Source organism: Rhodococcus sp. SMB37, assembly GCF_004345605.1.
In the GTDB taxonomy this organism is placed as follows: domain Bacteria; phylum Actinomycetota; class Actinomycetes; order Mycobacteriales; family Mycobacteriaceae; genus Rhodococcus.
In genome coordinates, this window is record NZ_SLVY01000017.1 from 20,867 (window position 1) to 47,124 (window position 26,258).

Below are 26,258 nucleotides of genomic sequence, written 5' to 3' on the forward strand. Positions count from 1 at the left end.
CCATCAGACGATGCACGCCCCGGTTTCGACGGCGGCGACCATCGAGTCGGCCATCGCGAGCTGACGGCTCACCTCGGATGCGGTGAGCGCGAATCCGGTGTCGGTATCGTCGACGGCTGCACCGAACACCATGCCCAGGATCCGCCCCTGCGGGTCGACCAGCGGTCCACCGGAGTTACCCTGCTGGATCAGCCCGCGCAGTGTGTAGACCTCCCGCTCGACGGTGCCGCTGCGGTAGATGTCCGGTCCCTGCAGATCCAGGGTTTCGCGGATTCGGGCCGCGCTGGCGGTGTATGGCCCGCCACCCGGATACCCGAGGACGATGGCGTCGTCACCCGACTCCGCCGGGGTCGAGGAGAACGCGAGTGGCGGCGCAGTCAGACCCGGGACCGCGAGGATCGCCACGTCGACCGCCGGGTCGAACAGCACGACCTCCGCGTCGAGTGCACGCCCGTTGCTCTCGACGGTCACGGCCGCGGTGCCCGCGACGACGTGTGCATTCGTCATGACCCGCTCGGGCGACACCACGAAGCCCGATCCTTCGAGCGCCTTCTGGCAGCTCGGCGCAACACCGTTGATGCGCAGCACACTCGAATGCAACTGCTCAGGGATCGGCCCGTCGAGCAGTGTGCCGTCGGGAACGGCGACCTCGGCGATCGGGGTGCGACCGAACGGCCCGATCACCTCGGGGAGTCCCGAGGTGTCGAGAAGTGCCGAGAACTCGTTGGGGATCGCCCGCATCCAGTCGGTCGCGAGATTGTCGACCGTACCGAGCACCTTCGATCCGCGCACCGCCGCGGATATCTGCGGTTGTGCCGCGGACGTCAACGGGATAGCCAGCAACCACGCGGCGATGAGTACAGCCACAGATTGGAGCCCCGCGCCGATCACGCTGTCGACCGCGCGGGCGCTGGGGCTGTGCATGCTGCTGCGCGCGGCCCGGCCGAGCACCATGCCCGCGACCTCCCCGACCACCACCAGCACGATGATCAACACGATCCCCGCCAGTATCCGCAGCCGTCCCTCGTCGACATGGACGAGAACGTGCGGTGCGATGAGGATGCCGGCCACGGCACCCAACAGCACCCCGAGGAATGCCAGCGCGGACGCCACCGCCCCCTGCCGCAGGCCGGACGACGCCGCGATGATCACGACGAGGACGAGGACGAGGTCGAGCCAACCCGATCCGGTCATGCGTCGATCACCCCCGATTCGAGTTCGGCTTGCACCACTTCCAGATCACGGACGTCGCTGTGGTCCCATTCGATCTCCCACCCCGACACTGCGAACAGACCCGCGAGAACACCCGCGGTGAAACCCCACACGAGCATGCTGTCGACCTGGAATGCCGGGCCTCGATACCCCATCCGGTGGGAGACCTGGAATCTGTTGTCGGGATCGAGCAGATCGCGCAGAGGTACACGCACGACGCGAGCCGCTTCGGCGGGGTCGACCACCCCGACCGGGCTGGGCTTCTCCCAATACGCAACGACGGGGGTCACGTCGAACCCCGACGGCGGAATGAACAGTTCGGGAAGCACCGCCAGCGGTCGGACCCCGTGCGGGTCGACCCCGGTCTCCTCCTGCGCCTCACGCAGGGCTGTCGCGATGGGGCCGTCGTCCTCGGGGTCGGCGGCGCCACCGGGAAATGCGACCTGTCCGCTGTGCTGGCGCATAGTCGCGGCGCGCTGGGTGAGCAGGACCTCGGCGTCGGCCGGCAGACCACCGCGGGCAAGAGGGTCGGGCTCGGGCGATCCGCCGAACAGGACGAGCACCGACGCCGGGCGCGTGACCGTCCCGTGCGGAGCCTCTCGGTCCAGGACGGGATTGAGTCCGTGCGGATCGGTGGGCTCAACCGTGGCCACACGCCGCAGCCAATACGGCATCATGCGACAACCCCCAGATGTGTCTCGACAACCTCGGCCACCTCGTCTGCACTGCGGAACGGTTGGGGCAACACCTTGGCGACCGACCCGTCGGCGCGCACGAGCACCGTGACCGGCAATACCGCCGGCGCAGCCACCGCTGCTTGCACGCGTCCTGAGCCATCCTGCACACCGGGCAGCCGGACGTCGTACTGAGCGAGCCGGTCCAGCGCGTTCGCCTCGTTGGGATCGGTGTGCACGGTCACCACCGACACCGCGTCGCCCACACGCTGCGCGTACTCCTCGAGCACGGGAAGTTCTTCGGCACACGGAGCGCACCACCACGCCCAGAGGTTGACGACGGCGGGCCGCCCGGCGAGCCCGGCGGCGAGGTCGACGGCGCTACCGTCTCCCACGCACTCGAAGACCGATCCGACAAGCGGCCCCTCCGGAGGTGCGCCCGTCGGCGCCGGGCACGGCAGCAGGTCCGCTGCGACGCGCAGTGGGGCGAGCGCTTGCGCGTCGTCCTGGGGGCGACGGTCGACGGGTGCTGCGGAGGTCCCCGGACCGTCGGAGGGACTCGGGTCGGGGGTATCGCCGTCGCGGGGCCAGATGGCCACGATCAGCGCGATCACGACGACCAGCGCCGCCAGGCTCCAACGGCCTGCACTCGAAGGACGCACCACCCTCACCGCCCGGCGAGCTCGAGCAGATGCTCGGTCTCCGGTCCCTTCACGAGCCCCGCGGCGATCTGCGGGTCGGTGGGCCCGATCCCGTAGGACGGGCAGTCCTTCGCGAGCACGCACACTCCGCACGCCGGCTTACGTGCATGGCAGACCCGACGGCCGTGAAAGATCACCCGATGGGACAGCAGGGTCCATTCCTTACGCTCGATGAGCTCGCCGACCAGATGTTCGACCTTCACGGGGTCGGTTTCGTCGGTCCATTTCCACCGGTTCACGAGCCGCCCGAAGTGGGTGTCGACAGTGATTCCCGGCACATCGAAGGCGTTACCGAGGACCACATTCGCCGTTTTCCGGCCGATGCCCGGGAGCGTCACGAGGTCTTTCATCCGGCGCGGAACCTCACCGTCGAAACGCTCGAGCAACGCCTGGCCCAGGCCGATGAGCGAATTCGCCTTGTTGCGGTAGAAGCCGGTGGAGCGGATGTACTCCTCGAGTTCGGTGCGGTCGGCTTCCGCGTACGAGCGAGCGTCCGGGTAGCGCGCGAAGAGCGCCGGCGTGACCTGGTTGACTCGTACATCAGTGCACTGTGCGGACAGAATCGTCGCGACTGCGAGCTCGAGCGGAGTGGTGAAATCGAGCTCACAGTAGACATGCGGGAAGGCCTCGGCGAGGCGTCGGTTCATCCGCCGTGCGCGCCGGACCAGACCGAGGCGGGACTCGGGGCCCCGAGCCCGACGTGACCTGCGCGGGCCCCGTTCCGGGGCGCGAACGGGACTCGAATCGAGGCTCTCGGACGGGGTCGGTTGCACCTGGACCACTGTACGTAAGAGGTCCGACTCAATCCGGGGGCCGTGTCTGTTCTGAGATCTTGCCCGTGTTTACTTCCCGTCATGCAAGCTCTTGCTGTCGTACTTCTCCCAGTGCTGCTCATGCTGTTTGCACTCGCCATGGAAAGGGTCGAATCGCGATTGAGTCGATTGTCCGTTCGCCAGCAGGAGGTCGAAGAGTTCCTCGACCAGGCGGACCACGCCGACGTCGACGCACTCGCCCGCGAAGGATTCCCCGGCGCATTGGCCCGGTTCAACCGGCGCCGGAGGCGCAGCGACACCTCCGATTCCGTCGACACTCCGGATCTCCTGGACGCGAGCCGCGCGAGCTGACGCAGGTACCGGCCGGTAGCATTCGAGGGCGGGACCCGACATACACGGAAGGGTTCCGTGGTGTCGGTCACTCACACATGCGGCAGGCACAGTAGACTTGGCGTCCGTACGCCGGAATGGTGACCCTTGCCGGGATGCCTTGGACGTGCACACCCGCCAGTTGAAGTACAACAAGAATCATCCCAAAAGGAGCGCACGTGGACGAGGTCCTGGCCAGAGCAGGCATCTTCCAAGGAGTCGAGCCCTCTGCGGTTGCGGCGCTGATCAAGGAGCTGCAACCGGTCGATTTCCCGCGCGGCCACGTCATCTTCAACGAGGGCGAACCGGGCGACCGCCTGTACATCATCGTCTCCGGCAAGATCAAGCTCGGACGGCGCTCGCCGGACGGCCGCGAGAACCTGCTGACGATCATGGGCCCCTCCGACATGTTCGGTGAGCTGTCCATCTTCGACCCGGGTCCGCGCACATCCACCGCCACCACCGTCACCGAGGTGCGAGCGGTGAGCATGGACCGTGAAGCGCTCAAGGCGTGGATCGACCAGCGTCCCGAGATCGCGGAGCAGCTCCTGCGCGTGCTCGCCCGTCGTCTGCGTCGCACCAACAACAGCCTCGCCGACCTGATCTTCACCGACGTTCCCGGTCGTGTCGCCAAGGCGCTGCTGCAGCTCGCACAGCGCTTCGGCACCCAGGAAGCGGGTGCACTCCGCGTGACCCACGACCTGACCCAGGAAGAGATCGCTCAGCTCGTCGGCGCGTCCCGCGAGACGGTCAACAAGGCGCTTGCAGACTTCGCGCACCGCGGCTGGCTGCGGCTCGAAGGCAAGAGCGTGCTGATCTCGGACTCCGAGCGCCTGGCGCGTCGCGCCCGCTAGGGACGACCTCCGAGAGACTCCGCTTACGGTCGAGGCCGGGACACCATGGGGTGTCCCGGCCTCGACCGTTCGTTCTTACCCTGCGGGCTACCCGCGCAGATATGCCAGCTGTACGTTCACCGACTTCTCGGCCGCGCCCCACAGAGACTCGTCGACGTCGGCATACACGTGTTCCACCACCTGCCGTGCCGAGGCCTCGGGGCCGAGGGTGCGCAACGCACTGCGAACCTGGTCGAGCCGTTGCTCCCGGTGCGCCAGGTACCCCCGAGCGATCGTCTCGAGGTCGGGTAGTTCCGCACCGTGTCCGGGTAGCACCGTGTACCCCGAGCCGAGTTCTATGTACGACCGCAACGAACCCAGATAGTCGCCGAGGTCGCCGTCCGTGTCGTCGAGCACGGTCGTTCCCCGCCCGAGGATCGTGTCGGCGGTGAGGACGCTGCGATCGTCCTCGAGAACGAACGACAGCGAATCCGCCGTGTGCCCCGGTGTGGCGAGGACCCGAACGCGGAGTCCGCCGGCTTCGACGACGTCGCCGTCGGACAGCTCGGTACCGCCACCGTGCCGATGTTCGGGTGTCACGGCATGAACCGGGCTTCCGGTGAGCTCCGCAAGACGCTCACCGCCTTCGGTGTGGTCGAAGTGTCGATGACTGATGAGCGTCATCGCGACCGGGACCTGCGCGACACGCGCGAGGTGCGCCTCGTCGAGCGGGCCCGGGTCGATCACGATGCACTCGTCGCTGTCCGGTGCCCGCAGGATCCAGGTATTGGTGCCCTCGAGGGACATCACCGACGGATTCTCGGCGAGTAGCACCGCCGCGTTCTCGGTTACCTGTCGCAGTTGCCCGTAGGCAGGATGAACGAGCGCCATGATCAGCGCACCTCGACCATCAGCTCTACCTCGACGGACGCTGCGAGCGGAAGTTCGGCGACACCGACTGCGGATCTCGCGTGAGCACCGGCCTCGCCGAAGATCTCGCCCAGCAGTTCCGAGGCTCCGTTGACGACACCGGGTTGTCCGGTGAATCCGTCGGCCGAGGCCACGAATCCCACGACCTTGACGATGCGCACCACATTGTCGATACCCACGAGGGCATCGACGGCGGCCAGAGCGTTGAGCGCCGAGATGCGGGCAGCGTTCTTCGCGTCGTCGGCGGACACGTCGGAGCCGACCTTGCCGACGTACGCCAGGGTGCCGTCGACCATAGGAAGCTGGCCCGAGGTGTAGACAGTGCTCCCGCTGCGCAGGGCCGGCACATATGCGGCGACCGGCTCGGCGACCGGCGGCAGGGTGATCCCGAGTTCGGTCAGACGTGCGGTCCAGGTTTCTGCCATGGGGTCAGCTCTTCGGACGCTTGAGGTACGCGACGTGCTGTTCGCCGGTGGGTCCCTGCAGAACCGTCACCAGTTCCCACCCGTCGGAACCCCACGTGTCGAGGATCTGCTTGGTCGCGTGCGTGAGCAGGGGCACGGTTGCGTACTCCCACGTAGTCAATTCACTCATGACCTGACCCTATCCGGCGCCTTTCCCGCTTGACGACTTATAGGCTCGACACCGTGGCGACACAGACATCTCATTCCGGCACATGGCCGGCCAAGGCCGCGCGGGCACGACTGCACTTCGTGTCCGGCAAGGGGGGCACCGGAAAATCCACCGTCGCGGCGGCCATAGCGCTTGCCCTCGCGTCGGGGGGCCGGAAGGTTCTGCTCGTCGAGACCGAGGGCAGGCAGGGAATCGCGCAGCTGTTCGACGTGGCGCCGCTGCCTCCGGTGGAGACCAAGATCGCAACCGCCGAGGGGGGCGGAGTGGTCATGGCCCTCGCGATCGACATCGAAGCGGCGTTCCTGGAGTACCTCGACATGTTCTACAACCTCGGGTTCGCGGGCCGCGCGATGCGCAGGATCGGCGCGATCGAGTTCGCGACGACACTCGCCCCGGGACTCCGCGATGTGATTCTCACCGGAAAGATCAAGGAGACGGTGGTGCGCACCGACAAGTCCGGTGAGCGCCTGTACGACGCGATCGTGGTCGACGCTCCGCCCACCGGCCGGATCGGCAGCTTCCTCGACGTGACGAAGGCGATGGCCGACCTCGCGAAGTCGGGACCGATCCGCTCGCAGAGCGAAGGTGTCGTGCGGTTGCTGCATTCCGACGAGACTGTCGTGCACCTGGTCACGCTGCTCGAGGCACTGCCCGTGCAGGAGACGGCCGACGCAGTCGACGAACTCGAGGCCGCCGATCTGCGGATGGGCACGGTGATCGTCAACAGGACCGAACCCGAGCATCTGCCGGACACACTCGTCGACGACGTCGCCGACGGCCGCATCCCCGCCGGATCCATCCGGTCCGCGTTCGAACGGGTCGGGTTGACGCTCTCGGACGACGATTTCGCCGGACTGCTCACAGAGACCATCGAGCATGCCTCGATACTGCAGGCGCAGCAGGTCAGCGCCGCCCAACTCGACGACGTGAAGGTGGCACGGATGTCTTTACCACTGCTTGCGGACGGGGTCGACCTCGGCGGGCTCTACGAGCTTGCCGAGCTTCTCGCCGAGCAGGGTGTCCGATGACCGAGCGGACCGTGCGCACGGCACCGGTGCTCGATGTCGCGAAGATCCTCCACGATCCGACGTCGCGAGTGATCGTGTGCTGCGGGTCAGGGGGGGTCGGTAAGACGACGACGGCGGCATCGCTCGCGTTGCGTGCAGCGGAGCAGGGTCGCAAGGTCGTGGTGCTCACGATCGATCCGGCGAGACGGCTCGCCCAGGCGCTCGGTGTGCAGAAGCTCGACAATTCGCCGCAGAAGGTGCCGCTCGAGCCCGGCGCGACGGGCGAGTTGCACGCGATGATGCTGAACATGCGCCGCACGTTCGACGACATGGTGCTCGAGCATTCCACGCCGGAGAAGGCCCAGCAGATTCTCGACAACCCCTTCTATCAAACGGTGGCGTCGTCGTTCTCCGGTACGCAGGAGTACATGGCGATGGAGAAACTCGGCCAGCTCGCAGCGAGCGACGAGTGGGATCTCATCGTGGTGGACACCCCGCCGTCACGGAATGCCCTCGACTTCCTCGACGCACCGCAACGCCTCGGCGCTTTCCTCGACGGCCGGATGATCCGTATCTTCACTGCCCCGGGTCGTGGCCTCGGCCGGATCGTGACGGGTGCAATGGGCTTGGCATTGAAGGCGGTGTCGACGATCGTGGGTAGCCAGATGCTGTCGGATGCGTCCGCATTCGTGCAGTCGCTGGATTCGATGTTCGGCGGGTTCCGTGACCGCGCCAATCGCACCTATCAGCTCTTGCAGCAGCCCGGGACGCATTTCATGGTGGTCGCGGCCCCGGAACCGGATGCTCTGCGGGAGGCATCGTTCTTCGTGGAGCGATTGAGCGGCGACAAGATGCCGCTTGCGGGCCTTGTGCTCAACCGGACGCACCCCACGTTGTCGTCGCTGCCGGCCGACCATGCGTTGACCTCGGCCGATCTCCTGGCAGAACAAGGTGGTGAGGATGCGCCCGCCGCAGAGGCCGTGCTCCGCATCCACGCGCATCGCGCGGTGACGGCGAAGCGAGAAGTTCGCCTGCTGCGTGGATTCACCTCGGCGAATCCACGTGTGCCGGTCGTCGGAGTGCCGTCGTTGCCTTTCGAGGTGTCGGACCTCGAAGCGCTGCGGGCGGTGGGCGACCAGTTGACACGTCAGGCCTGAGTGTTCCGGGCGGCACGCACGACCTTCCCCGTCGTGCGTGCTCCGGCGTCGTCACACAGGCAGTGCTCTCACCCGGCTCGCGGCTCTCACAGACTCGCGGTCATACCGCGTTCTGGTGCTGCCGCTGCGCCTCGAAGAAGTCCGACCAGGACTCGACCTCCGGGTGCTGCTTGAGGAGTGCACGTCGCTGACGTTCGGTCATCCCTCCCCACACTCCGAACTCGACGCGGTTGTCGAGCGCGTCTGCGCCGCACTGCAGCATCACGGGGCAATGTCGGCAGATCACCGCCGCCTTCCGCTGCGCTGCACCTCGGACGAACAACTGATCGGGGTCTACCTCGCGGCATCGGGCCTTCGAAACCCAGGCGATGCGTGCTTCTTCTTCGTCGACGTCGAGCCTGGTCATAGGAGTGGTCAGGTGCATTCAGTTCCCCTTTGCTTCCCAAACTCCGGTGTGCGGAGTTCCCGAGGACGCACAATTTTGCACTTAGCATGAAAAAACTTGTACGTCTTCACTGTCGAGGTGTTACCTGTATCACACTGCTGTCTCAATCTAGGTAAACTGATGCCCGCGCGCAAGGCGAACGAAACCTTTTCTGGTACGCCCGTGCATAGCTGCACGTCGGACGGCGTTTCGACTCCCTGGAATCGTCGCCTGCTCCGATCGGCACGTAGGGTGTACCCGTGTCGATCCGAAGTACTGTGGCGAAACTTGCCGGTTGCACGGCCCTCGGCGGTGTCCTCGTGGCCGGAATGCTCTTTCCGGCTGCGGGCGGATTCGGGTACGTGTCGAATCGCGCCGCGGACACCGTGGACAACAGTTCCGCCGAACTCGTCGAAGGGATCGTTCCCGCCGTCACGACGATGGTCGACACCGCCGGCAACCCGATCGCGTGGCTGTACGACCAGCGACGCTTCGAGGTACCCAGCGACCAGATCTCCAACGAGATGAAGCTCGCGATCGTCTCGATCGAGGACAAGCGCTTCCCCGAGCACCAGGGCGTGGACTGGCAGGGCACCATCCGCGCCTTCCTCACCAACACCAGTAGCGGTCAGGTCGAGCAGGGTGCGTCCACGATCGACCAGCAGTACGTGAAGAACTACCTGCTGCACGTCGTGGCGAAGACCGACGCGGAACGCCGCGCGGCGATCGAGACCACACCGGCCCGCAAGATCCGTGAGATCCGGATGGCACTCACCCTCGACGAAGAGTTGTCGAAGGACGAGATTCTCACCCGCTACCTGAACCTGGTGCCATTCGGAAACGGCTCGTTCGGCATCCAGGACGCCGCCCAGACCTACTTCGGGATCGACGCGAAAGACCTGAACGTCACGCAATCAGCCATGCTCGCGGGCATGGTGCAGTCCAGCTCCGCGCTCAACCCGTACACAAACGCAGAGGGCGTGACCAACCGCCGAAACATCGTGCTCGACACGATGATCGACAACATTCCCGAGCGGGCCGAAGAGATCCGGGCAGCGAAGGCCGAACCGCTCGGTGTCCTCCCCGAGCCGAACACCCTGCCGCGCGGCTGCATCGCAGCGGGCGATCGCGGATTCTTCTGCGAGTACGCACTCCAGTACCTCGCGAACTCGGGTCTGTCACGAGAGCAGATCGACAAGGGCGGATACATGATCCGCACCACACTCGACCCCGAAGTGCAGAGTTCGACCAAAGCCGCGCTCGATCAATACACGAGCCCGACCGTCGACGACGTCGCAACGGTGATGAACGTGATCGAACCCGGCCAGGACTCCCATCGTGTCCTCGCCATGGGATCGAGCCGCACCTACGGCCTCGACGGCGACGCCTACGAAACAGTCCAGCCGCAGCCCTACTCGCTCGCCGGTCACGGCGCGGGATCGATTTTCAAGATCTTCACGGTCGCTGCGGCGATGGAGAAGGGCCTCGGCACCAGCGCCGTCCTCGACGTGCCCAGCCGCTACAACGCACAGGGCCTCGGTGACGGCGGTGCGCGTGGCTGCCCCGCCGGCTACTACTGCGTCGAGAACGCCGCGCCGTACCCGCCTGCGCTGTCGGTGACCGATGCACTCGCGCAGTCCCCGAACACCGCCTTCGTGAAGCTGATCGAGGCGACCGGCGTCGACTCCGTCGTCGACATGTCCGTCCGCCTGGGCATGCGTTCCTACTCACAGCCCAACACCTCGGGCTTCGGCGAGCAGTCGATGGCCGACATGCAGAAGAATCAGCACCTGGGCTCGTACACGCTCGGCCCTACATGGATCAACAACCTCGAATTGTCGAACGTGGCTGCCACCCTCGCCTCGCACGGCAAGTGGTGCCCCCCGACTCCGATCGACGGTGTATTCGATCGTGAGGGCAAGCCCGTACCGATCACGCAGCAGGCGTGCGAGCAGGCCGTCGAACCGGGCCTCGCCGACACCCTTGCGAACGCGATGAGCAAGGACACCGCAGGCGGAGGTACCGCTTCCGGAGCCGCGGGCAGCACCGGGTGGAACCTGCCGGTGGCAGCCAAGACCGGAACCACCGAGTCGCACATGTCGTCCGCATTCCTGGGCTTCACCAACCGGTACGCCGGATCCGTCTACACCTACGGCGACTCCCCCACCCCCGGCCAGATCTGCGCCAACCCCGTCCGCCCGTGCTACGACGGCAACCTGTTCGGCGGCACCGCCCCGGCACACACCTGGTTCACGGCCATGTCTCCGGTCGCCACTAAGTTCGGATCCGTCGAGCTTCCGCCGACCGACCCTCGTTACGTCCGCGGCGCAGGTAACGCTCAGGTTCCCGACGTCACGGGCCTGTCGCGCGATCGGGCCGTGCAACGCTTGCAGGACGCGGGGTTCTCGGTGTCGGAATCGACGACGAAGGCCGAGGAGCGGGCAGGCACGGTCACCGGAAGCTCACCGTCCGGCTCGGCGGTCCCCGGGTCCACGGTGACGATCTTCATCAGTGACGGATCGGTGCGTGCGGCACCGACAACGAGCGCGACGCCCGCACGTCCGAGCGGTAGCGAGGTTCCGGACACCACGGTGCCGTCGGCACCTGCCCCGGTCCCCGGACGACAAGAACCTGCTCAGACCGAGTCGGCGCCGCCCGACGACAGCGAGTCGGAGAGCCCGGCGGCCACGACGACACCGTCAGCGCCGGATCCGGACAACTGACAGACGGCTAGAGTCGCGACCGCACCGCCGCCGACAGGCGCTTTCCATCCGCCTTGCCCGCGGCGATCGCGGTCGCGACTTTCATGACCTGGCCCATGTTCTTCGGACCGGGACGCGCACCGAGCTCATCGGCGACCCTGCCGATGGCCGTGTCCACCACGTCGACGAGTTCCGCGTCGGTCAGCGGAGTCGGCAGATATTCGTCGATGATGCGGGCCTCAGCATGCTCCTTGGCTGCGAGTTCGCCACGCCCGTTCTCGGTGTAGACCTCAGCGGCCTCGCCGCGCTTCTTGGATTCCCGCGACAGAACCTTGATGACCTCGTCGTCGGAGAGCTCGCGCGCTTCCTTCCCCGAGACTTCCTCGGTCTGGATCGCGGCGAGCAACATCCGCAGCGTCGCCAAGCGCAGTTGGTCCTTGGCCTTCATCGCGGCAGTCATGTCTGCACGCAATGTGGATTTGAGTGAGGATGCTGTATCGGTCATACCCAGAACCTACGCCGGGAACCTCGAAGCACGTGCGCAGACGTGCAGCGGCGGTACGCTGAAGAAGTGCCTGACCTTTCTCCCCTCACACGTGTCGCCGCGAGTACCGCAGGAGCTGCCGTCCTCGGTCTCGGTTACGCAACGCTGATCGAACGCAACGCCTTCACGCTTCGGGAGGTCACCGTCCCGGTCCTCGCACCGGGTGCATCGACTCTCCGCGTGCTGCACATCAGCGACCTGCACATGATGCCGGGGCAGAAACGCAAGCAGAGCTGGATCAGGGAACTCGATCGCCTCGAACCCGATCTGGTGATCAACACGGGCGACAACCTGTCGCACCCGAAGTCGGTTCCCGCGGTCGTCCAGGCGCTCAGCGGCCTCCTGGCCCGGCCGGGCCTCTTCGTGTTCGGCAGCAACGACTACTTCGCGCCCGTCCTGAAGAATCCACTCGCCTACTTCGACAAGGACCACGACCGCGTGTACGGGCCGCCGCTTCCCTGGGGCGACCTGCGCGCAGCGTTCAACGAACGCGGCTGGCAGGACATGACGCACGTCCGCCGCGACATCGAGGTCGGCGGCGTGCGCATCTCGGTGGCCGGGGTCGACGATCCGCATCTCGAACGCGATCGCTACGAGACCATCGCCGGAGCGGCCGACAAGTCCGCAGATCTTCGCCTGGGACTGACCCACTCCCCCGAGCCGCGAGTGCTCGACCGTTTCGCCGACGACGGGTACGACCTCGTACTCGCCGGCCACACCCACGGCGGACAGCTGTGCCTGCCGTTCTTCGGTGCTCTGGTGACCAACTGCGGCATCGACCGGTCGCGAGTGAAGGGCCCGTCTCGGTGGGGCACCCATATGCAGTTGCACGTGTCGGCAGGAATGGGTACCTCCCCCTTCGCCCCTGCACGCTTCTGCTGCCGCCCGGAAGCCACTCTTCTGGCCTTGGTTCCGGCTCCGCGCGAGGAATCACGGAGGTCCGCGGGCAGCGCCGCGGAAAGCGCGGGGTCTCGTCGCTGACCATCGGGAACCTTGTCACTGACCAGCCGATTTAACCTTCATACGAGTCGTGTTGTAAGCTGACCGAGGTTCATCACGGGGTGTGGCGCAGCTTGGTAGCGCGCTTCGTTCGGGACGAAGAGGTCGTGGGTTCGAATCCCGCCACCCCGACTCGTGAAACGAGCCGATCAGGGCGCATTCTCCGGCTGGAGAATGCGCCCTGATCGCATTCACGCTCCGACATACTCCGCGAGATGCTCACCGGTGAGTGTCGACCGCGCGGCGACGAGATCCGACGGCTTCCCCTCGAAGACGATGCTGCCGCCATCGTGGCCTGCACCGGGACCGAGGTCGATGATCCAGTCGGCGTGCGCCATGACCGCCTGATGATGCTCGATGACGATGACGGACTTTCCGGAGTCGACGAGCCGGTCTAGCAGGCCGAGCAGATTCTCGACGTCGGCGAGGTGGAGGCCGGTGGTGGGCTCGTCCAGGATGTAGATCTCGCCCTTCTCCCCCATGTGGGTGGCGAGCTTCAGCCGCTGCCGTTCACCGCCGGAGAGCGTCGTCAGCGGCTGCCCGACCTTGATGTAACCGAGTCCGACGTCCACCAGGCGATCCAGGATCTTGTGGGCCGCCGGGATCTTCGAGTCCGCAGATCCGAAGAACTCCTCGGCCTCGGCGACAGACATCCGCAGGACCTCGCTGATGTCCTTGCCACCGAACTTGTATTCGAGCACCTCGGCCAGGAAACGCTTTCCGTCGCACACCTCGCAGGGGGTCGCGACTCCGGCCATCATCGCGAGGTCGGAGTAGACGACGCCCGCGCCGTTGCAGTTGGGGCACGCGCCTTCCGAATTCGCGCTGAACAGCGCCGGCTTGACCCCGTTGGCCTTCGCGAAGGCCTTTCGGATCGGGTCGAGCATGCCTGTGTACGTCGCAGGATTGCTACGCCGCGACCCCTTGATCGCTCCCTGGTCGATGGTGACCACGCCGTCGCGACCGGACACCGATCCGCCGATGAGCGAGCTCTTCCCCGACCCCGCGACACCGGTGAGCACCACCAGCACTCCGAGGGGGATGTCGACATCGACGTTGCGGAGGTTGTTGGTGTCGGCGCCGCGCACTTCGAGTGCGCCGGCGCCGTGGCGTACCGACGATTTCAGCGAGGCACGATCGTCGAGGTGTTTGCCGGTGAGGGTGTCGCTCTTCCGCAGGCCGTCGAAGGTGCCCTCGAACATCACCTTGCCGCCGTCGGTACCGGCGTGTGGACCGAGATCGACGACATGGTCGGCGATTGCCATGACCTCGGGCTTGTGTTCGACGACGAGCACGGTGTTGCCTTTGTCGCGTAGTTGCAGCAGGAGGTCGTTCATCCGCGCGATGTCGTGCGGATGCAGACCGATCGTCGGTTCGTCGAAGACGTAGGTGACGTCGGTGAGCGACGACCCGAGGTGGCGGATCAGCTTGGTCCTCTGTGCCTCACCACCGGAGAGTGTGCCGGCCGGGCGTTCGAGCGACAGGTATCCCAGACCGATGTCGACGAAGGATTCGAGATTCTGCCGCAGGTTGTCGAGTAGAGGCCCCAAGGACGGTTCGTCGAGATCTCGAACCCACTCGGCAAGGTCGCTGATCTGCATCGAGCACACGTCAGCGATGCTCAGTCCCTTGATCTTCGACGATCGCGCGTCCTCGGTGAGTCGCGTGCCGTCGCACTCGGGACAGGTCGAGAATGTGATCGCGCGGTCCACGAACGCACGAATGTGCGGCTGCATCGCTTCGCGGTCCTTGGACAGGAACGACTTCTGGATCTTCGGGATCAGTCCTTCGAAGGTCACGTTGACGCCCTCGACCTTGATCCTGGTCGGTTCCTTGTAGAGCAGATCGTTCAGCTGCTTCTTCGTGAACTTGGCGATCGGCTTGTCGGGATCGAAGAAACCACAGCCTCGGTAGATTCGCCCGTACCAGCCATCCATGCTGTAGCCGGGAATGGTCAGCGCACCTTCGTTGAGCGACTTGGTCTCGTCGTACAGCGCGGTCAGATCGAAGTCGGACACCGATCCCCGACCTTCACATCGCAGACACATCCCGCCGGTGATAGTGAAGGATCGGCGTTCCTTCACTGTCCGTCCCCCGCGCTCCATCGACACGGCTCCGGCACCGCTGATCGAAGCGACATTGAACGAAAAGGCTTGGGGGGAACCGATATGCGGCTTGCCCATCCGGCTGAAGAGGATGCGCAGCATGGCGTTGGCGTCGGTTGCGGTGCCGACGGTGGAGCGTGGATTGGCACCCATGCGTTCCTGATCGACGAGGATCGCCGTCGTCAGTCCGTCGAGCACGTCCACGTCGGGTCGGGCCATGCTCGGCATGAACCCCTGAACGAACGCGCTGTAGGTCTCGTTGATCAGCCGCTGCGACTCCGCGGCGATCGTGCCGAACACCAGCGAACTCTTGCCGGATCCGGAGACACCGGTGAACACCGTCAGCCGCCGCTTCCGGATCTCGATACTGACATCGCGAAGGTTGTTCACCCGTGCCCCGTGGACGAGGATCCTGTCGTGACTGTCGGCAGTATTCAGTTCACGCGACCGGGTGTTCGCCCTGGCGGACGGTGTCATCGGTGTCTCCGTTTCTCTGTCCGGAACCTCGCCCTGGAGGTCCGCAGTAATCGACCTGTTCGACTGTGCCACGCGGTTACTGCAGCGTCAGCCGGATCAACGGGTATTCACGATCGGACTTGCCCTGATACTTCGCAATTCGAGGCTGCTCGGCCGCCAGTCGCTGCCAGGCCTGTGCACGTTCGGTGCCGCGAAGTTCGTGTGCTGTCGCGGATACGGGTGCACGGCCTGGAAGTTCCACGGACACGCCGTCCGGGTGCGCCATCAGATTGGCGTGCCAGTCGGGGTTCACACTGCCGCCACCCGATGCGACGACGAGAACGGCATCGTCGCCGTCCGTCAACCGCATCAGCGGTGTTTCACGCCGTTGTCCGCTCCGGCGACCGATCGTGTGCAGGATCAGCATGTCCATGCCCATCGTCCGGCCCTTGCCCCGTCGGATCTTACGCATCGTTCGTGCGTTGGCTGTCCGCTGGAACCAGCGTGAGAGCGCCCCCGGCGTGCCGGGTGGTCGGGTGCGGTGTGCGTCCCGTCCGTCGTCCTGCCCCATCTCGACCTCCACTCGAAGTGTGAATACCGTGCAGCTCAGCTGGTTTGGTTGATCCGAATCAGATTGCCCGCGGGGTCGCGGAAGGCGCAGTCGCGCACGCCGTAATCCTGATCCATCGGTTCCTGAAGGACCTCGGCCCCGCCGGCCTCGAGACGCGCGAACAGCCCGTCCAGGTCGTCTGTGGCGAGAGTGACCGCACCGTAGTTGCCCTTCGCCATCAGCTCGAGGATCGTATTCCGCTCCTCGTCGCTGATGGTGGGGTCTGCCGCAGGCGGGTTCAGGACGATCGAGGTTTCAGGGTGGTTGGGAGGTCCGACGGTGATCCACCGCATGTTCTCGTAGCCGACGTCCTTGCGGACCTCGAATCCGAGGGTGTCGCGGTAGAACGCCAGGGACGCTTCCGGATCGGTGTGCGGGAGGAAGGTGTAATGAATGGTGATGTCCATGGCCGTAACGCTAGCGACGGCCGGACACCTGCGCTTCTCGATTCCTGACCGGTCTCGTGATCTGTTTCGCGACGCACGCCGGAATACCCTCCGTCCCGTATTCGGCCTTGTCTTTGTAGGCGCTCGGCGGCATGCCGACCAATTCGGTGAACCGCGTGCTGAATGTCCCCAGTGACGAGCAGCCCACTTCGAAACACACATCGGTGACGCTGAGGTCACCGCGGCGAAGAAGCGTCATCGCACGTTCGATCCGGCGGGTCATCAGGTACGAGTAGGGCGATTCGCCGTAGGCCTTCTTGAACTGGCGACTCAGATGCCCCGCCGACATGCCCACCCCGCGCGCGAGTGCGTCCACGTCGAGCGGCTGCGCGTACTCACGATCCATGCGGTCGCGGACACGGCGCAACAGCGTGAGGTCTCGGAGACGCTGAGCATCGCTGTTCGCCACGTGCGCGATCGTCCTCGGTCACCGTGGTGTTGTCCAGCGGTGACCGCACACGTCGGGGCAGGGTCAGCTCGATTTCCGCTCGATGAGCTCCACCGGGAGCCGCATGGACTCCACCTCACGTCCCTGTACGAGTTCGAGCAGGCTGCGCACCGCGGCCGCCCCGATCTCGTGGGCAGGTGAGCGGACCGTCGTCAGCGGGACGGGTAGTTGCTCGACGATCGGAATGTCGTTGTATCCCACGAGTGCGAGGTCGCCGGGGATCGCCAGCCCGAGATCGCGCGCGACTCCGAGGACACCGATCGCGATCGTGTCGCTGACCGCGAAGATCGCGCGGGGCCGATCCGGGCGATCCAGCAGTGCGCGCGCGGCCGCCACGCCCCCTGCCACGTCGAAGCCCGACCGCACGATCCGGTCGGGGCGCGGCGGGAACGATGCACGCGCGAGCGTGTCGACGAATCCCGCGCGGCGGTCTCGGGCCGTGCTCGCGTGGTCAGGGCCTGCGATGATCGCGACATCCGAGTATCCGCGGTCGAGCAGGTGTTGCGCGGCGAGGCACCCGCCGCGGTAGTCGTCGCCGACGACGAAGGGCAGTCCCGCGTCGGCGTGCCGGGTGACACACAGCAGCGGAAGCGGTCCGAGTGCGAGCGACTCGACGAACGGGCCACCGGGGATGTGCAGGCTGCTGAGCAGCAGGCCGTCGACCTGACGACCGACAAGTAACGAGATGGCGCGGCGTTGCGCGTCGAGGTCGTCGGGAGGACTCGACAGCAGCACCGAGTACCCGGCCCGCTCGGCCGCTTCCTCGATGCCCTGATAGGTCGTGGCGACGACGCCGTCGGTGAGCCTGGGCATCACCACACCGAGCGTGGTGGTCTTACGGGTGCGCAGGCTCGCTGCCCACAGATTCGGGCGGTAACCCAGTTCGTCCGCGACCTCGCGCACACGGAGAGCGGAGTCCGACCATCCGTCGACGGGTTCGGGCTGGCGGAGCACCCGCGATGCCGTCGAGACGTGCACACCGGCACGCTCGGCGATCTCCTTGAGAGTCGGCGCGCGGTCGGATCGGGCCATTCGGGCTCTCCTGCTCTGTCACATCGATGCCGGCGCCGGGTTGACGACCTGCATCACTCTCCCTAGTCTAGGTGATGCAAACGTTCTCGCAATCGTTCTCGCATACGATTGCACAAACGATTTTCCTCACCTCGGACCCGTCACCCAGGACCTCGGAGAACCACATGTCGAACACCCAGTCCCTGACCCAGCTCTTCGCCCTCGACTCGCTGCTGGAACCGGAAGAGATCGCAATCCGCGACACCGTGCGCAAGTTCGCGAACGACCGCATCCGCCCGCACATCGCCCAATGGTTCGAAGAGGCGAAACTCCCGGCCCGCGACCTCGCGAAGGAACTGGGCGCGCTCGGCGTTCTCGGCATGCACCTCGACGGCTACGGCTGCGCCGGCATGAGCGCGACCGCATACGGACTGGCCTGCCTCGAACTCGAAGCCGTCGACTCCGGTATCCGCAGCCTGGTCTCGGTGCAGGGCTCCCTCGCAATGTTCTCCATCCATCATTGGGGCAGCGAGGAGCAGAAGCAGGAATGGCTGCCGCGCATGGCCGCCGGCGAAGCGATCGGCTGCTTCGGCCTCACCGAACCCGACTTCGGCTCCAACCCTGCCGGGATGCGCACCAACGCAAAGCGCGACGGCGACGACTGGATCCTCAGCGGCACCAAGATGTGGATCACCAACGGATCGATCGCCGACGTCGCCGTGGTGTGGGCACAGACCGACCTCGACGAGGGCCCCAAGGGCATCCGCGGCTTCGTCGTCCCCACGGACACGCCAGGCTTCTCCGCGCCGGAGATCCACGCCAAGATGTCGCTCCGCGCCTCGGTGACCTCCGAACTCGTCCTCGACGGAGTGCGGCTGCCGTCCTCGGCGATGATGCCGCTCGCGAAGGGCCTGCGCGGCCCGCTGACCGCCCTCGGCGAAGCCCGCTTCGGCATCGCCTTCGGCGCCATGGGAGCGGCGCGTGATTGCCTCGAGACCGCCATCGACTACGCACAGTCGCGGATCGTGTTCGACAAGCCGCTCGCCGCGTTCCAGCTGACTCAGGCCAAGATCGCCGATATGGCGCTCGAGGTAGGCAAAGGACATCTCCTCGCCTACAACCTCGGCCGTATCAAGGACCGCGGCGAGATCACCCCCGAGCAGATCAGCACCGGCAAGCTCAACAGCGTCCGTGAGGCCATTGCAATCGCGCGCGAATGCCGCACGATCCTCGGCGCCAACGGCATCACCCTCGAATACCCGGTCATCCGGCATGCCAACAACCTCGAATCGGTGCTGACCTACGAGGGCACCTCCGAGATGCACCAGCTGTCCATCGGCAAGGTGCTGACGGGAGAGGCCGCATTCAGGTGACCACACAGACGGGTGGCGCCCTGGACGACCTGGTGATCGCCGACTTCGGCCGCGTCCTCGCCGGCCCGTACGCCACGATGATGCTCGCCGACCTCGGCGCCGAAGTGATCAAGGTCGAGCGCCCGGGTACCGGGGACGACACCCGCAGCTGGGGTCCGCCGTGGGTCGGCGAGGAATCGTCGTACTTCCTCGGAGTCAACCGGAACAAGAGATCGGCGGCTCTCGATCTGTCCTCGCGGGAGGGACTCGCCGAGGCCCGCCGCCTCGTCGAACGCGCCGACGTCATGGTCGAGAATTTCCTGCCGGGCACCATGGACCGCCTCGGCCTCGGCTACGAGCAGGTGCGCGAGATCAATCACGATATCGTGTACTGCTCGATCACCGGATTCGGCGGACACAACACTCTGCCCGGTTACGATCTGCTGATCCAAGCGGTCGGCGGCCTGATGAGCATCACGGGCCCCGACGCCGACACCCCCACCAAGGTCGGTGTCGCGGTCGTCGACGTCATCACCGGAATGCATGCGGCACTGGGCATCCTTGCGGCGCTGCGACACCGCGACCGCACCGGCCGGGGGCAGCGCGTCGAGGTCAACCTCCTGTCATCGCTCCTGTCGGCTCTGGCGAACCAGTCCTCCGGGTACGTGGCTGCGGGAGTCGTTCCCACCGCCATGGGCAACCGGCACCCCAGCATCGCGCCGTACGAACTGTTCACCACCGCAGACCGTCCGCTGGTGCTTGCCGTGGGCAACGACCGTCAGTTCGCCTCACTGTGCAGCGTGCTCGGTCTCGACGAACTCGCCTCCGACGAGCGGTACGCCACGAACGCGGCGCGCGTGGCCAACCGCGACGTGCTCGTGAAGGCGATCAACGAGGCCCTGTCCTCCGAGACCGCTGACACGTGGTTCGACGCGCTGACCGCGGAGCGGGTCCCCTGTGGCCCGCTCAATGACATAGCCGACGCGATCGCGCTGGCCGAACGGCTCGGGCTCACACCTGTTGTGGAGATCGACGACGAACGACGCGAGAGGCCCCTGCGACAGATCGCCAACCCGATCCGTCTCAGCGCCACACCCGCGACCTACCGGGCGGCGCCGCCGCGGCTCAGCGAACAGTAGGGATGCAGCGGACCTCACAAAGCACACTTTTCGCATCCGATGGCAGAGTGGTTGGTGCACGGACACCGACACGAAGGGCCACCATGGCGTTCTGGGATCAGCTCAAGGCGAAGACCACCGAACTGAGCGCGCAGCTCAAGACAAAGACGGATCAGTTCAAAAACAAGGAGTTTGCGAACGCCAGCATGGCGATGTGCGCGCTGATTGCGGCCGCCGACGGCAGCATCGACCCCTCCGAACGACAGAAGACAGCGGCGCTGATCATGAGCAACGACCTTCTGTCGGTGTTCCCGAAGGACGAGCTCCGCGAGAAGTTCGACTGGTACTGCAGCAAGCTCGAGTCCGATTTCGACTTCGGCAAGGTCGAAGCCACCGCCACGATCGCCAAGTTGAAGTCGAAACAGGATCAGGCCCGCGCGGTCATCCAGATCGGCATCATCATCGGGGGCGCCGACGGGCACTTCGACGACCACGAGAAGGCCGCCGTGCGCGGCGCCGCACATGCGGTCGGGATCAACCCCGCAGAGTTCGATCTCTGACATCGGATGCACGACAATGGAGCCGCGCACTCACTCGAGTGCGCGGCTCCACTTCTCGTCGACCTCGTTGCGGCGAAGGCGCTACCCGATCGGGCGGATCCAGGGGCCGGTGATCGCCAAGGTCATCCCCGGAGTCTGGATGTTGACGAACAGCGTCCGACCGTCGGCGCTGAATGCGGGACCGCAGAACTCGCTGTCGTTCAGCTCGTTTCGCGCCAGCGAGAACGGTGCACCGCTGGGGGTGACGCCGATCAGGTGGCTGACGCCGTCACCGTCCTCGGCGAGCACGAGTCCGCCGTGCGGGGACACGGTGATGTTGTCGGGGCCGTCGTAGTTGCCGGTGTCGACCGACGGATCCGGATTGACTCCGAACAACACCTTCAGCTCTGCGGTCTCGGATGCGGGATCATAGAACCACACCTGCCCGTCGTGCTCGGCGACGCTGCCGTCGTCGAAGCGCGCGTAGCTCGCGACGAAGTACGCGCCGCCGTCACCCCACCACGCGCCTTCGAGCTTGCGACTGCGCGTGACCTCGCCGTTCCCGAACTGCTCGCGGATGGGTTCGTCGTTCGCGTTCCGGTCGGGGACAGCGACCCACTGCACGGCGTAACGCGTTCCCGGCTCGGTGGCCTGCGACAGATCGGCGACGAAGGCTCCGTCCTGGAAGCAGCGCATCGCCTGCAGCCCACCGGCTGTGTCGCCCCCATCGGACTGCGCCAGCTCGCGCAGCGCTCCGTGACGGCCGACGAAACCCTGCGGCGGCACCCACCGGAAGAACAGTCCGTTGGGTTCGTCGGCGTCCTCGGTGAGGTAGATCGCGCTCGTTCCGGGATCGACGGCGACGGCCTCGTGTTCGAATCGTCCGAGGAACTTCAGCGGTACCGGGCTGGTGCCGACGTTCGCCTCCTGACTCGCGGGATCGACTTCGAAGACATAGCCGTGGTCGAAGGTGAGCCCGTTGTCGCCGGCGCGGTCGTCGGTCTCCTCACACGTCAACCACGTGCCCCACGGCGTGATTCCGCCCGCGCAGTTGTCGACGGTGCCGGCGAGGCTGACGTACTGGCCTTCACGCTGACCGTTCGGCGAGACGAGGATCGTGGTGGTACCGCCACGCGCACCGGGGTCGTATGTCACGCCGTCGACAGCGGGGACGGCGAACGGTTCGTCGCTCGCGTCGTCGCCGACCTCGTGGTTCGACACGACCGTGGCGCCGTTGCCTCGGGCGAACACACCCAGCGCGTCGGGGCTGCTCGGAACCGGGTTGCCGTCGTCGAGCAATGTTTCCCCCGACTTCGCGAGCACGGTGTACGAGAAACCGATCGGCAGCGCGAGCAACCCGTGGGGATCCGGAACGAGTGGGCCGTATCCGATCGCCCCGGGAGCCGCTGCCGCAGTGCCCGGCCGAACCAGCGCGTCGAGACTTCCGGCGAAAGCGATGCCGACACCGGCGAGTGCGGTGCGGCCGAGGAAACCTCGGCGATTCAGCGCGGAACTATTGGCTGCGGAACTCATTTTCCGATACCTCCATATGGGTCGAATACGTAACCCACGAGACGGTAGGGATCGCACTACCCGCGTTGATGGCGGTCCGGCGTCATCCTGATGAACTGCAACCGAATTCACCGTGCCGAGCACGTGGCATCGCATGCTCGGTACGGTGGAGTCCGTACCTCGGGGAAACCCCGTTCCGGCGTCAGATCAGCCTGTCGAGGAAACCGTTGCTGAACACGCGATGCGGATCGTATCGATCGAATGCCGCGCCCGCCGCGTCCCAGCCCTCACCGCCGCCCAGCCCGGTGCGATACATGGCCGGAACCGTGTCGCCGAGGAACTGCGGGTTCCGATAGCCCCCCTCGGAGTCGAACGCCCAGCCCTTGGACCACTCGGAGCGGAACGTCGCATAGTCACCGGAGTAGTTGGCGACCATCCACTCCTCCATCTGCTGGAAGAAGGCCGGCAGGCCTTCGGTACCGGGGAGCGACACCACGTTCAGCCAGATCGCGGTGTCCCAATCGGGGCGATCGGGTCGCGGTCGCACCGGAGACAGGTTCGGCGCACCGGCCGAGTCGACGAGCACCTCGCCCTGGTCGTCGACGGAGCACATCCGCACCTCGAACGGCCCGTTGACCGGATACAGCCCCTGCGACGCAAGCTCGCTCATCCGGCCGTGCAACCACGTCGTGAATTCGTTGATGACCCGTGCGATGTTCTCGCGCTTCGTCACCACGACGCCGCCACCCGCGATGACCCGGAGAGTGGTGGCCCGCAGATAGAACAGCAGGTCCTTCGACCAACCCCAGAGATCTTCGGTGCCGGTCGCTTTCAGGCCCGCCGCGACGGCACTGAACTGCGACGCACCGAACGCCGGGGTGATGGCCTGATTGCCGCTCACCACCTGACCGAGCGGAGTGGTGACCAGCTCGGGGATGCTGTCGGTGAAGAAGTAGTTGTAGGGGCCGTACACTTCGCGTGAGGCGGGCGGCTTCTCGGGGCTGACGGACCAGATCTTGAGCCACGGGGTTTCGGTGAACGGAAACCAGATCGCCTCGACACGTCCGGATTCCTCTGCGTAGCGCTCGAACGTCCGGCCCGGCGTTCCTGGCGGCGCGAACAGTTCCTGCCACGGCACGTCGGTGAAGCTCTGACACCGGAGCCGATAGTTCGCGCCGGCCATCAGCGTCACAGAGGTGACGAAGGTGCGACCGAGGTGGGTCAGCAGGGGCGTGATGTCGGCGTCGGAGCGGTGGAACTCGCGCAGTTCGTATTCCCCTGCGGCGTCGTTCCAGACCACCGCGGTGAGCGCGACGATGAGGTTCGACAGGGAACCGAAGGACTGTCCCGGGACAGCCTGCTCCCCCGCAGCCGGATAGGTCGCGCCGTGGGCTCCGATCGACAGGGCCCCCGCGATGGTGATGTCGCCTATCGCCGGTGAATTGGCCCAGCCGAGACCTTCGGCCTGGAGTGCCGAGAGGATCGATTCGAGACTTGCGCCGCCACCCGCAGTCACGGTGGCCGGAGAATCTCCTCCGTCGACGCTCACAGAGTTCAGATGCGTGATGGTGTCGATGAGCACGATCTTGTCGGCACTCTCGCCGGGCACGAGAGTGAGCGGGCTCCAACTGTGCATCGAGCCCCGCGGGCGGATGCGGTAGCCGTGGCTGCGTGCCCAGTTCGCGAGGCGTACGACGTCGCCGGGCTCGCGTGCGGTGGCTGTCCATACGGCATCGAACCGGATGGTCTTCGCCCAGTTCTCGAAGCGTTGCTGCGCGAGCGGGATGTCGGCGGGGAATTCCGGGGGCGCGGGGATGGTCGCGCTCGGGTCGCCGAGCGGGATCGCTCCCGCGGGCGTCCAGCTCAACCCTGCAAGCGCCGCGGCGCCCGCGGCGGCTCCGAGGAAACCACGTCGGCTGAGGGCAGCGCTCGAGGCTTGTTCGCTCACGTGGACGAGCTCCGTTCTGTGGGAAACCGGGACGGAGCAAAAATAGAACAAGTTTCTTTTCGATGCCAGTGGCTTCGAAATTCAGAACGAGAGACCGGACGCTTCGAGCGCTCCGAAGACGTAGCCCGGGACCCCGTCGACGGACCAGAGGGCAAATCCGATCGCGGCCAGAGTCATCGCCGGCCCGAGGAACACGACCTCGAACGGCCCACCCGCACGGATGGAGATCGCGCTCGGAAGTTTGAACTCCCACCATCGTTTGCCTTGCCACGGCACGAAGGGAGCGAGGAAGGGGATCCCCTCCTTGGTGATCGCATCACCAAGACAGTGGGTGACACACCCGAGAGCGACGGCGACCCCCAGGCCGGTCGATCCCACCTCCCCGGGGAACGCCGTCCACATCAGGACCGAGAGGATGGCAGTGACGACGGTGACGATGAACCACCCGTACTTCTTGGCCCAGGTGCCGAACAGTCCGCGCAGCGCGAGACCCAACGTGATGAACAGGACACCGATGATCGCGTTGCGGCCGAACTGTGCAACCAGCACCGACACCCCCGCACCCAGCAGAGCCGCGAACAACGCCGTGTGCGTCATGGTGCGGTGGCCACCGGTCCGCTTCCGATCCCTACGCCCACGTGTGACGTTGTAATACCCGGCCGAGACCGCGCCGACGCCCCGAGCGAACGTCTGACTCACCGGACCGAACGACCTCGCGACGGTCGATTGGGATGTGTCGAGATCGGGCAGCAGCGCCGATCCCGCACAGACACCCGCGAAGGCGAGAATCTCCGGTGTCGACGTCGGGCCACCCCATTCCCGTGGAAGCACGTCGGCGACCAGGAGCCCGACGAGCGCTCCGGATACCGCATGGGTAGGGCCCATTACCATGTCGGACACCACCTTTCGATCGAACGTCGTTGCCCGCCCCACATCGGAGAAGGTCGAATACCAACCTAGCAACCACAACCGACACACGAGTCACACGGACCACTCCGGAGACCCCCGAACAACGGAAGGCCGCCCACCGTGCCGGTGGGCGGCCTTCCGTGTGTCGTTCTGATCAGGCGAGCTGCGCTTGCCACATCCAGTGGAGCTGTTCGAGTCGAGCGGCCTGGCCGATCAGCAGATCCTGCGTGACCGGGTCGGCATCGCCGGTGGCCTCGATACCCTCACGCAACCGCGCGATGACAGCTGCGAGATTACCGACGATCGAAGCGACGACCTCGGTGTCCTTGCTCCAGCCGTCGCCGAAGCCCTTGGTGCCACTGTCGCGGGCAACCGTCGCCACTCGCCCGTCCGGGCTGACACCGATCGCGGTCAGCCGCTCGGCCACCTGATCGGTGAACTCGCGAGCAGTGGCGACGAGCTCGTCGAGGTCGAGATGGATGCTACGGAACTGGGACCCGACGACGTTCCAGTGCGCCTGCTTGCCGATCAGGCTCAGGTCGATCACATCGACGAGCACGTTCTGCAAGGCGTCTGCCGCAACCTTCCGGTTCTCGTCCGACAGCGTGCTGCTGATGGGGCTGTTCATCTTTCGCACTCCTCTCAATTTCGTAACTACCTTTGGGTTCAACTGTTTTCATGCCCGAATGTTTCCGGACCGCATCATTTTGTGGCCGACTCCACATCCGGATGAAGCCCCGGGTGTGTCACAGGATCGTGTCGGCAGGGCCGGCGACCGTGACCCGGCACCCGCCGCGAGGCATGATGGTTGTACGGTTCATCATCGACCGACCGAGGGGGTTAGCA

General features: G+C 65.9%; 27 protein-coding genes and 1 tRNA gene. 10 read left to right on the plus strand and 18 right to left on the minus strand.

Translation table 11 applies throughout. The features are described 5' to 3' along the window. Positions 1 to 3 precede the first annotated feature (3 nt). Genes EV641_RS23030 through nth form a run of 4 tightly spaced genes read right to left on the minus strand, consistent with a single transcriptional unit; the run spans position 4 to position 3,234 of the window. Positions 4 to 1,194, minus strand: a complete 1,191-nt coding sequence (locus EV641_RS23030; protein ID WP_132474868.1) for a MarP family serine protease — start codon at positions 1,192 to 1,194, stop codon at positions 4 to 6. After that, complete coding sequence (locus tag EV641_RS23035) at positions 1,191 to 1,889, minus strand: CoA pyrophosphatase (protein WP_132474870.1); 699 nt, start codon at positions 1,887 to 1,889, stop codon at positions 1,191 to 1,193. Before EV641_RS23035 ends, EV641_RS23030 begins: the two co-directional genes overlap by 4 nt. Beyond that, positions 1,886 to 2,548, minus strand: coding sequence for a TlpA disulfide reductase family protein (locus tag EV641_RS23040; RefSeq protein WP_132474872.1), 663 nt, complete (start codon positions 2,546 to 2,548; stop codon positions 1,886 to 1,888). Before EV641_RS23040 ends, EV641_RS23035 begins: the two co-directional genes overlap by 4 nt. A gap of 5 nt (positions 2,549 to 2,553) precedes the next feature. Then, positions 2,554 to 3,234 carry an endonuclease III gene (gene nth, locus EV641_RS23045; RefSeq protein WP_241997421.1) on the minus strand — a complete coding sequence of 227 codons (681 nt, stop codon included), beginning with the start codon at positions 3,232 to 3,234 and terminating at the stop codon, positions 2,554 to 2,556. Between the two features lie 207 nt (positions 3,235 to 3,441). Here nth and EV641_RS23050 point away from each other — a divergent pair, with 207 nt between their 5' ends. Continuing rightward, positions 3,442 to 3,711 carry a hypothetical protein gene (locus tag EV641_RS23050; protein WP_054713700.1) on the plus strand — a complete coding sequence of 90 codons (270 nt, stop codon included), beginning with the start codon at positions 3,442 to 3,444 and terminating at the stop codon, positions 3,709 to 3,711. Positions 3,712 to 3,908: 197 nt separating this feature from the next. After that, a complete protein-coding gene (locus EV641_RS23055) occupies positions 3,909 to 4,583 on the plus strand; it encodes a Crp/Fnr family transcriptional regulator (protein ID WP_132474876.1) in 675 nt (224 codons plus the stop codon). 87 nt (positions 4,584 to 4,670) lie between these two features. On the opposite strand, the gene EV641_RS23060 is transcribed toward EV641_RS23055, so the two are convergent. The 3 genes from EV641_RS23060 to EV641_RS23070 are packed head-to-tail and all read right to left on the minus strand — an operon-like array spanning position 4,671 to position 6,086. Further along, the gene (locus tag EV641_RS23060; protein WP_132474878.1) at positions 4,671 to 5,453 is read right to left on the minus strand and encodes an MBL fold metallo-hydrolase; all 783 of its coding nucleotides are present in this window, start codon (positions 5,451 to 5,453) and stop codon (positions 4,671 to 4,673) included. A 2-nt stretch (positions 5,454 to 5,455) separates the two neighbouring features. Next, positions 5,456 to 5,917, minus strand: a complete 462-nt coding sequence (locus EV641_RS23065; protein ID WP_054713699.1) for a RidA family protein — start codon at positions 5,915 to 5,917, stop codon at positions 5,456 to 5,458. Between the two features lie 4 nt (positions 5,918 to 5,921). After that, positions 5,922 to 6,086: a hypothetical protein gene (locus EV641_RS23070; protein ID WP_132474880.1), complete on the minus strand. Its 165-nt coding sequence runs from the start codon at positions 6,084 to 6,086 to the stop codon at positions 5,922 to 5,924. Between the two features lie 53 nt (positions 6,087 to 6,139). Here EV641_RS23070 and EV641_RS23075 point away from each other — a divergent pair, with 53 nt between their 5' ends. Both EV641_RS23075 and EV641_RS23080 read left to right on the plus strand, forming a co-directional pair. Further along, the gene (locus EV641_RS23075) at positions 6,140 to 7,153 is read left to right on the plus strand and encodes an ArsA-related P-loop ATPase (protein WP_132474882.1); all 1,014 of its coding nucleotides are present in this window, start codon (positions 6,140 to 6,142) and stop codon (positions 7,151 to 7,153) included. Beyond that, positions 7,150 to 8,289 carry an ArsA family ATPase gene (locus EV641_RS23080; protein WP_054713698.1) on the plus strand — a complete coding sequence of 380 codons (1,140 nt, stop codon included), beginning with the start codon at positions 7,150 to 7,152 and terminating at the stop codon, positions 8,287 to 8,289. The genes EV641_RS23075 and EV641_RS23080 overlap by 4 nt, the downstream gene beginning before the upstream one ends. Positions 8,290 to 8,389: 100 nt before the next feature. Here EV641_RS23080 and EV641_RS23085 read toward each other — a convergent pair whose 3' ends face one another. After that, on the minus strand, positions 8,390 to 8,713 hold the full coding sequence (locus EV641_RS23085) for a WhiB family transcriptional regulator (protein WP_054713697.1): 324 nt from the start codon (positions 8,711 to 8,713) through the stop codon (positions 8,390 to 8,392). Positions 8,714 to 8,991: 278 nt separating this feature from the next. Here EV641_RS23085 and EV641_RS23090 point away from each other — a divergent pair, with 278 nt between their 5' ends. Continuing rightward, positions 8,992 to 11,436, plus strand: coding sequence for a transglycosylase domain-containing protein (locus EV641_RS23090; protein ID WP_132475043.1), 2,445 nt, complete (start codon positions 8,992 to 8,994; stop codon positions 11,434 to 11,436). Between the two features lie 7 nt (positions 11,437 to 11,443). Here EV641_RS23090 and EV641_RS23095 read toward each other — a convergent pair whose 3' ends face one another. Next, the gene (locus tag EV641_RS23095; RefSeq protein ID WP_132474884.1) at positions 11,444 to 11,920 is read right to left on the minus strand and encodes a GatB/YqeY domain-containing protein; all 477 of its coding nucleotides are present in this window, start codon (positions 11,918 to 11,920) and stop codon (positions 11,444 to 11,446) included. Positions 11,921 to 11,986: 66 nt separating this feature from the next. Here EV641_RS23095 and EV641_RS23100 point away from each other — a divergent pair, with 66 nt between their 5' ends. Next, positions 11,987 to 12,940, plus strand: coding sequence for a metallophosphoesterase (locus EV641_RS23100; protein WP_132474886.1), 954 nt, complete (start codon positions 11,987 to 11,989; stop codon positions 12,938 to 12,940). 76 nt (positions 12,941 to 13,016) lie between these two features. Continuing rightward, positions 13,017 to 13,090, plus strand: a tRNA-Pro gene (locus tag EV641_RS23105). A gap of 59 nt (positions 13,091 to 13,149) precedes the next feature. Here the strand turns inward: EV641_RS23105 and EV641_RS23110 are convergent. From EV641_RS23110 to EV641_RS23130, 5 genes are all read right to left on the minus strand, one after another. Then, positions 13,150 to 15,540 carry an excinuclease ABC subunit UvrA gene (locus EV641_RS23110; protein ID WP_054713702.1) on the minus strand — a complete coding sequence of 797 codons (2,391 nt, stop codon included), beginning with the start codon at positions 15,538 to 15,540 and terminating at the stop codon, positions 13,150 to 13,152. 76 nt (positions 15,541 to 15,616) lie between these two features. Continuing rightward, the gene (locus EV641_RS23115; RefSeq protein ID WP_132474887.1) at positions 15,617 to 16,090 is read right to left on the minus strand and encodes a nitroreductase family deazaflavin-dependent oxidoreductase; all 474 of its coding nucleotides are present in this window, start codon (positions 16,088 to 16,090) and stop codon (positions 15,617 to 15,619) included. A 35-nt stretch (positions 16,091 to 16,125) separates the two neighbouring features. Then, positions 16,126 to 16,536, minus strand: a complete 411-nt coding sequence (locus EV641_RS23120) for a VOC family protein (RefSeq protein WP_054713696.1) — start codon at positions 16,534 to 16,536, stop codon at positions 16,126 to 16,128. Between the two features lie 10 nt (positions 16,537 to 16,546). Continuing rightward, entirely contained in the window at positions 16,547 to 16,921 is a 375-nt protein-coding gene (locus tag EV641_RS23125) for a helix-turn-helix transcriptional regulator (protein WP_132475045.1), read from the minus strand. A gap of 126 nt (positions 16,922 to 17,047) precedes the next feature. Continuing rightward, entirely contained in the window at positions 17,048 to 18,055 is a 1,008-nt protein-coding gene (locus EV641_RS23130) for a LacI family DNA-binding transcriptional regulator (protein ID WP_132474889.1), read from the minus strand. 164 nt (positions 18,056 to 18,219) lie between these two features. On the opposite strand from EV641_RS23130, the gene EV641_RS23135 reads away from it, so the two are divergent. From EV641_RS23135 to EV641_RS23145, 3 genes are all read left to right on the plus strand, one after another. Then, positions 18,220 to 19,407 carry an acyl-CoA dehydrogenase family protein gene (locus tag EV641_RS23135; RefSeq protein WP_132474891.1) on the plus strand — a complete coding sequence of 396 codons (1,188 nt, stop codon included), beginning with the start codon at positions 18,220 to 18,222 and terminating at the stop codon, positions 19,405 to 19,407. Next, positions 19,404 to 20,525 carry a CoA transferase gene (locus EV641_RS23140; RefSeq protein WP_132474893.1) on the plus strand — a complete coding sequence of 374 codons (1,122 nt, stop codon included), beginning with the start codon at positions 19,404 to 19,406 and terminating at the stop codon, positions 20,523 to 20,525. Before EV641_RS23135 ends, EV641_RS23140 begins: the two co-directional genes overlap by 4 nt. 83 nt (positions 20,526 to 20,608) lie before the next feature. Then, positions 20,609 to 21,064 carry a TerB family tellurite resistance protein gene (locus EV641_RS23145; RefSeq protein ID WP_132474895.1) on the plus strand — a complete coding sequence of 152 codons (456 nt, stop codon included), beginning with the start codon at positions 20,609 to 20,611 and terminating at the stop codon, positions 21,062 to 21,064. Positions 21,065 to 21,145: 81 nt separating this feature from the next. On the opposite strand, the gene EV641_RS23150 is transcribed toward EV641_RS23145, so the two are convergent. From EV641_RS23150 to EV641_RS23165, 4 genes are all read right to left on the minus strand, one after another. Continuing rightward, a complete protein-coding gene (locus tag EV641_RS23150; protein WP_132474897.1) occupies positions 21,146 to 22,576 on the minus strand; it encodes an alkaline phosphatase PhoX in 1,431 nt (476 codons plus the stop codon). 181 nt (positions 22,577 to 22,757) lie between these two features. Beyond that, the gene (locus EV641_RS23155) at positions 22,758 to 24,503 is read right to left on the minus strand and encodes a cholesterol oxidase substrate-binding domain-containing protein (RefSeq protein WP_132474899.1); all 1,746 of its coding nucleotides are present in this window, start codon (positions 24,501 to 24,503) and stop codon (positions 22,758 to 22,760) included. Between the two features lie 81 nt (positions 24,504 to 24,584). After that, a complete protein-coding gene (locus EV641_RS23160) occupies positions 24,585 to 25,394 on the minus strand; it encodes a metal-dependent hydrolase (RefSeq protein ID WP_132475048.1) in 810 nt (269 codons plus the stop codon). A gap of 172 nt (positions 25,395 to 25,566) precedes the next feature. Next, positions 25,567 to 26,040: a DNA starvation/stationary phase protection protein gene (locus EV641_RS23165; protein WP_132474901.1), complete on the minus strand. Its 474-nt coding sequence runs from the start codon at positions 26,038 to 26,040 to the stop codon at positions 25,567 to 25,569. Between the last annotated feature and the right edge of the window lie 218 nt (positions 26,041 to 26,258).

Excerpts from the sequence above, each read along its gene's own strand:
- EV641_RS23030 (WP_132474868.1), bottom strand. The coding sequence starts at position 1,194 with ATGACCGGATCGGGTTGGCTCGACCTCGTCCTCGTCCTCGTCGTGATC.
- EV641_RS23035 (WP_132474870.1), bottom strand. The coding sequence starts at position 1,889 with ATGATGCCGTATTGGCTGCGGCGTGTGGCCACGGTTGAGCCCACCGAT.
- nth (WP_241997421.1), bottom strand. The coding sequence starts at position 3,234 with ATGAACCGACGCCTCGCCGAGGCCTTCCCGCATGTCTACTGTGAGCTC.
- EV641_RS23050 (WP_054713700.1), top strand. The coding sequence starts at position 3,442 with ATGCAAGCTCTTGCTGTCGTACTTCTCCCAGTGCTGCTCATGCTGTTT.
- EV641_RS23060 (WP_132474878.1), bottom strand. The coding sequence starts at position 5,453 with ATGGCGCTCGTTCATCCTGCCTACGGGCAACTGCGACAGGTAACCGAG.
- EV641_RS23065 (WP_054713699.1), bottom strand. The coding sequence starts at position 5,917 with ATGGCAGAAACCTGGACCGCACGTCTGACCGAACTCGGGATCACCCTG.
- EV641_RS23070 (WP_132474880.1), bottom strand. The coding sequence starts at position 6,086 with ATGAGTGAATTGACTACGTGGGAGTACGCAACCGTGCCCCTGCTCACG.
- EV641_RS23080 (WP_054713698.1), top strand. The coding sequence starts at position 7,150 with ATGACCGAGCGGACCGTGCGCACGGCACCGGTGCTCGATGTCGCGAAG.
- EV641_RS23085 (WP_054713697.1), bottom strand. The coding sequence starts at position 8,713 with ATGCACCTGACCACTCCTATGACCAGGCTCGACGTCGACGAAGAAGAA.
- EV641_RS23095 (WP_132474884.1), bottom strand. The coding sequence starts at position 11,920 with ATGACCGATACAGCATCCTCACTCAAATCCACATTGCGTGCAGACATG.
- EV641_RS23110 (WP_054713702.1), bottom strand. The coding sequence starts at position 15,540 with ATGACACCGTCCGCCAGGGCGAACACCCGGTCGCGTGAACTGAATACT.
- EV641_RS23115 (WP_132474887.1), bottom strand. The coding sequence starts at position 16,090 with ATGGGGCAGGACGACGGACGGGACGCACACCGCACCCGACCACCCGGC.
- EV641_RS23120 (WP_054713696.1), bottom strand. The coding sequence starts at position 16,536 with ATGGACATCACCATTCATTACACCTTCCTCCCGCACACCGATCCGGAA.
- EV641_RS23125 (WP_132475045.1), bottom strand. The coding sequence starts at position 16,921 with ATGGATCGTGAGTACGCGCAGCCGCTCGACGTGGACGCACTCGCGCGC.
- EV641_RS23130 (WP_132474889.1), bottom strand. The coding sequence starts at position 18,055 with ATGGCCCGATCCGACCGCGCGCCGACTCTCAAGGAGATCGCCGAGCGT.
- EV641_RS23135 (WP_132474891.1), top strand. The coding sequence starts at position 18,220 with ATGTCGAACACCCAGTCCCTGACCCAGCTCTTCGCCCTCGACTCGCTG.
- EV641_RS23145 (WP_132474895.1), top strand. The coding sequence starts at position 20,609 with ATGGCGTTCTGGGATCAGCTCAAGGCGAAGACCACCGAACTGAGCGCG.
- EV641_RS23150 (WP_132474897.1), bottom strand. The coding sequence starts at position 22,576 with ATGAGTTCCGCAGCCAATAGTTCCGCGCTGAATCGCCGAGGTTTCCTC.
- EV641_RS23160 (WP_132475048.1), bottom strand. The coding sequence starts at position 25,394 with ATGGTAATGGGCCCTACCCATGCGGTATCCGGAGCGCTCGTCGGGCTC.
- EV641_RS23165 (WP_132474901.1), bottom strand. The coding sequence starts at position 26,040 with ATGAACAGCCCCATCAGCAGCACGCTGTCGGACGAGAACCGGAAGGTT.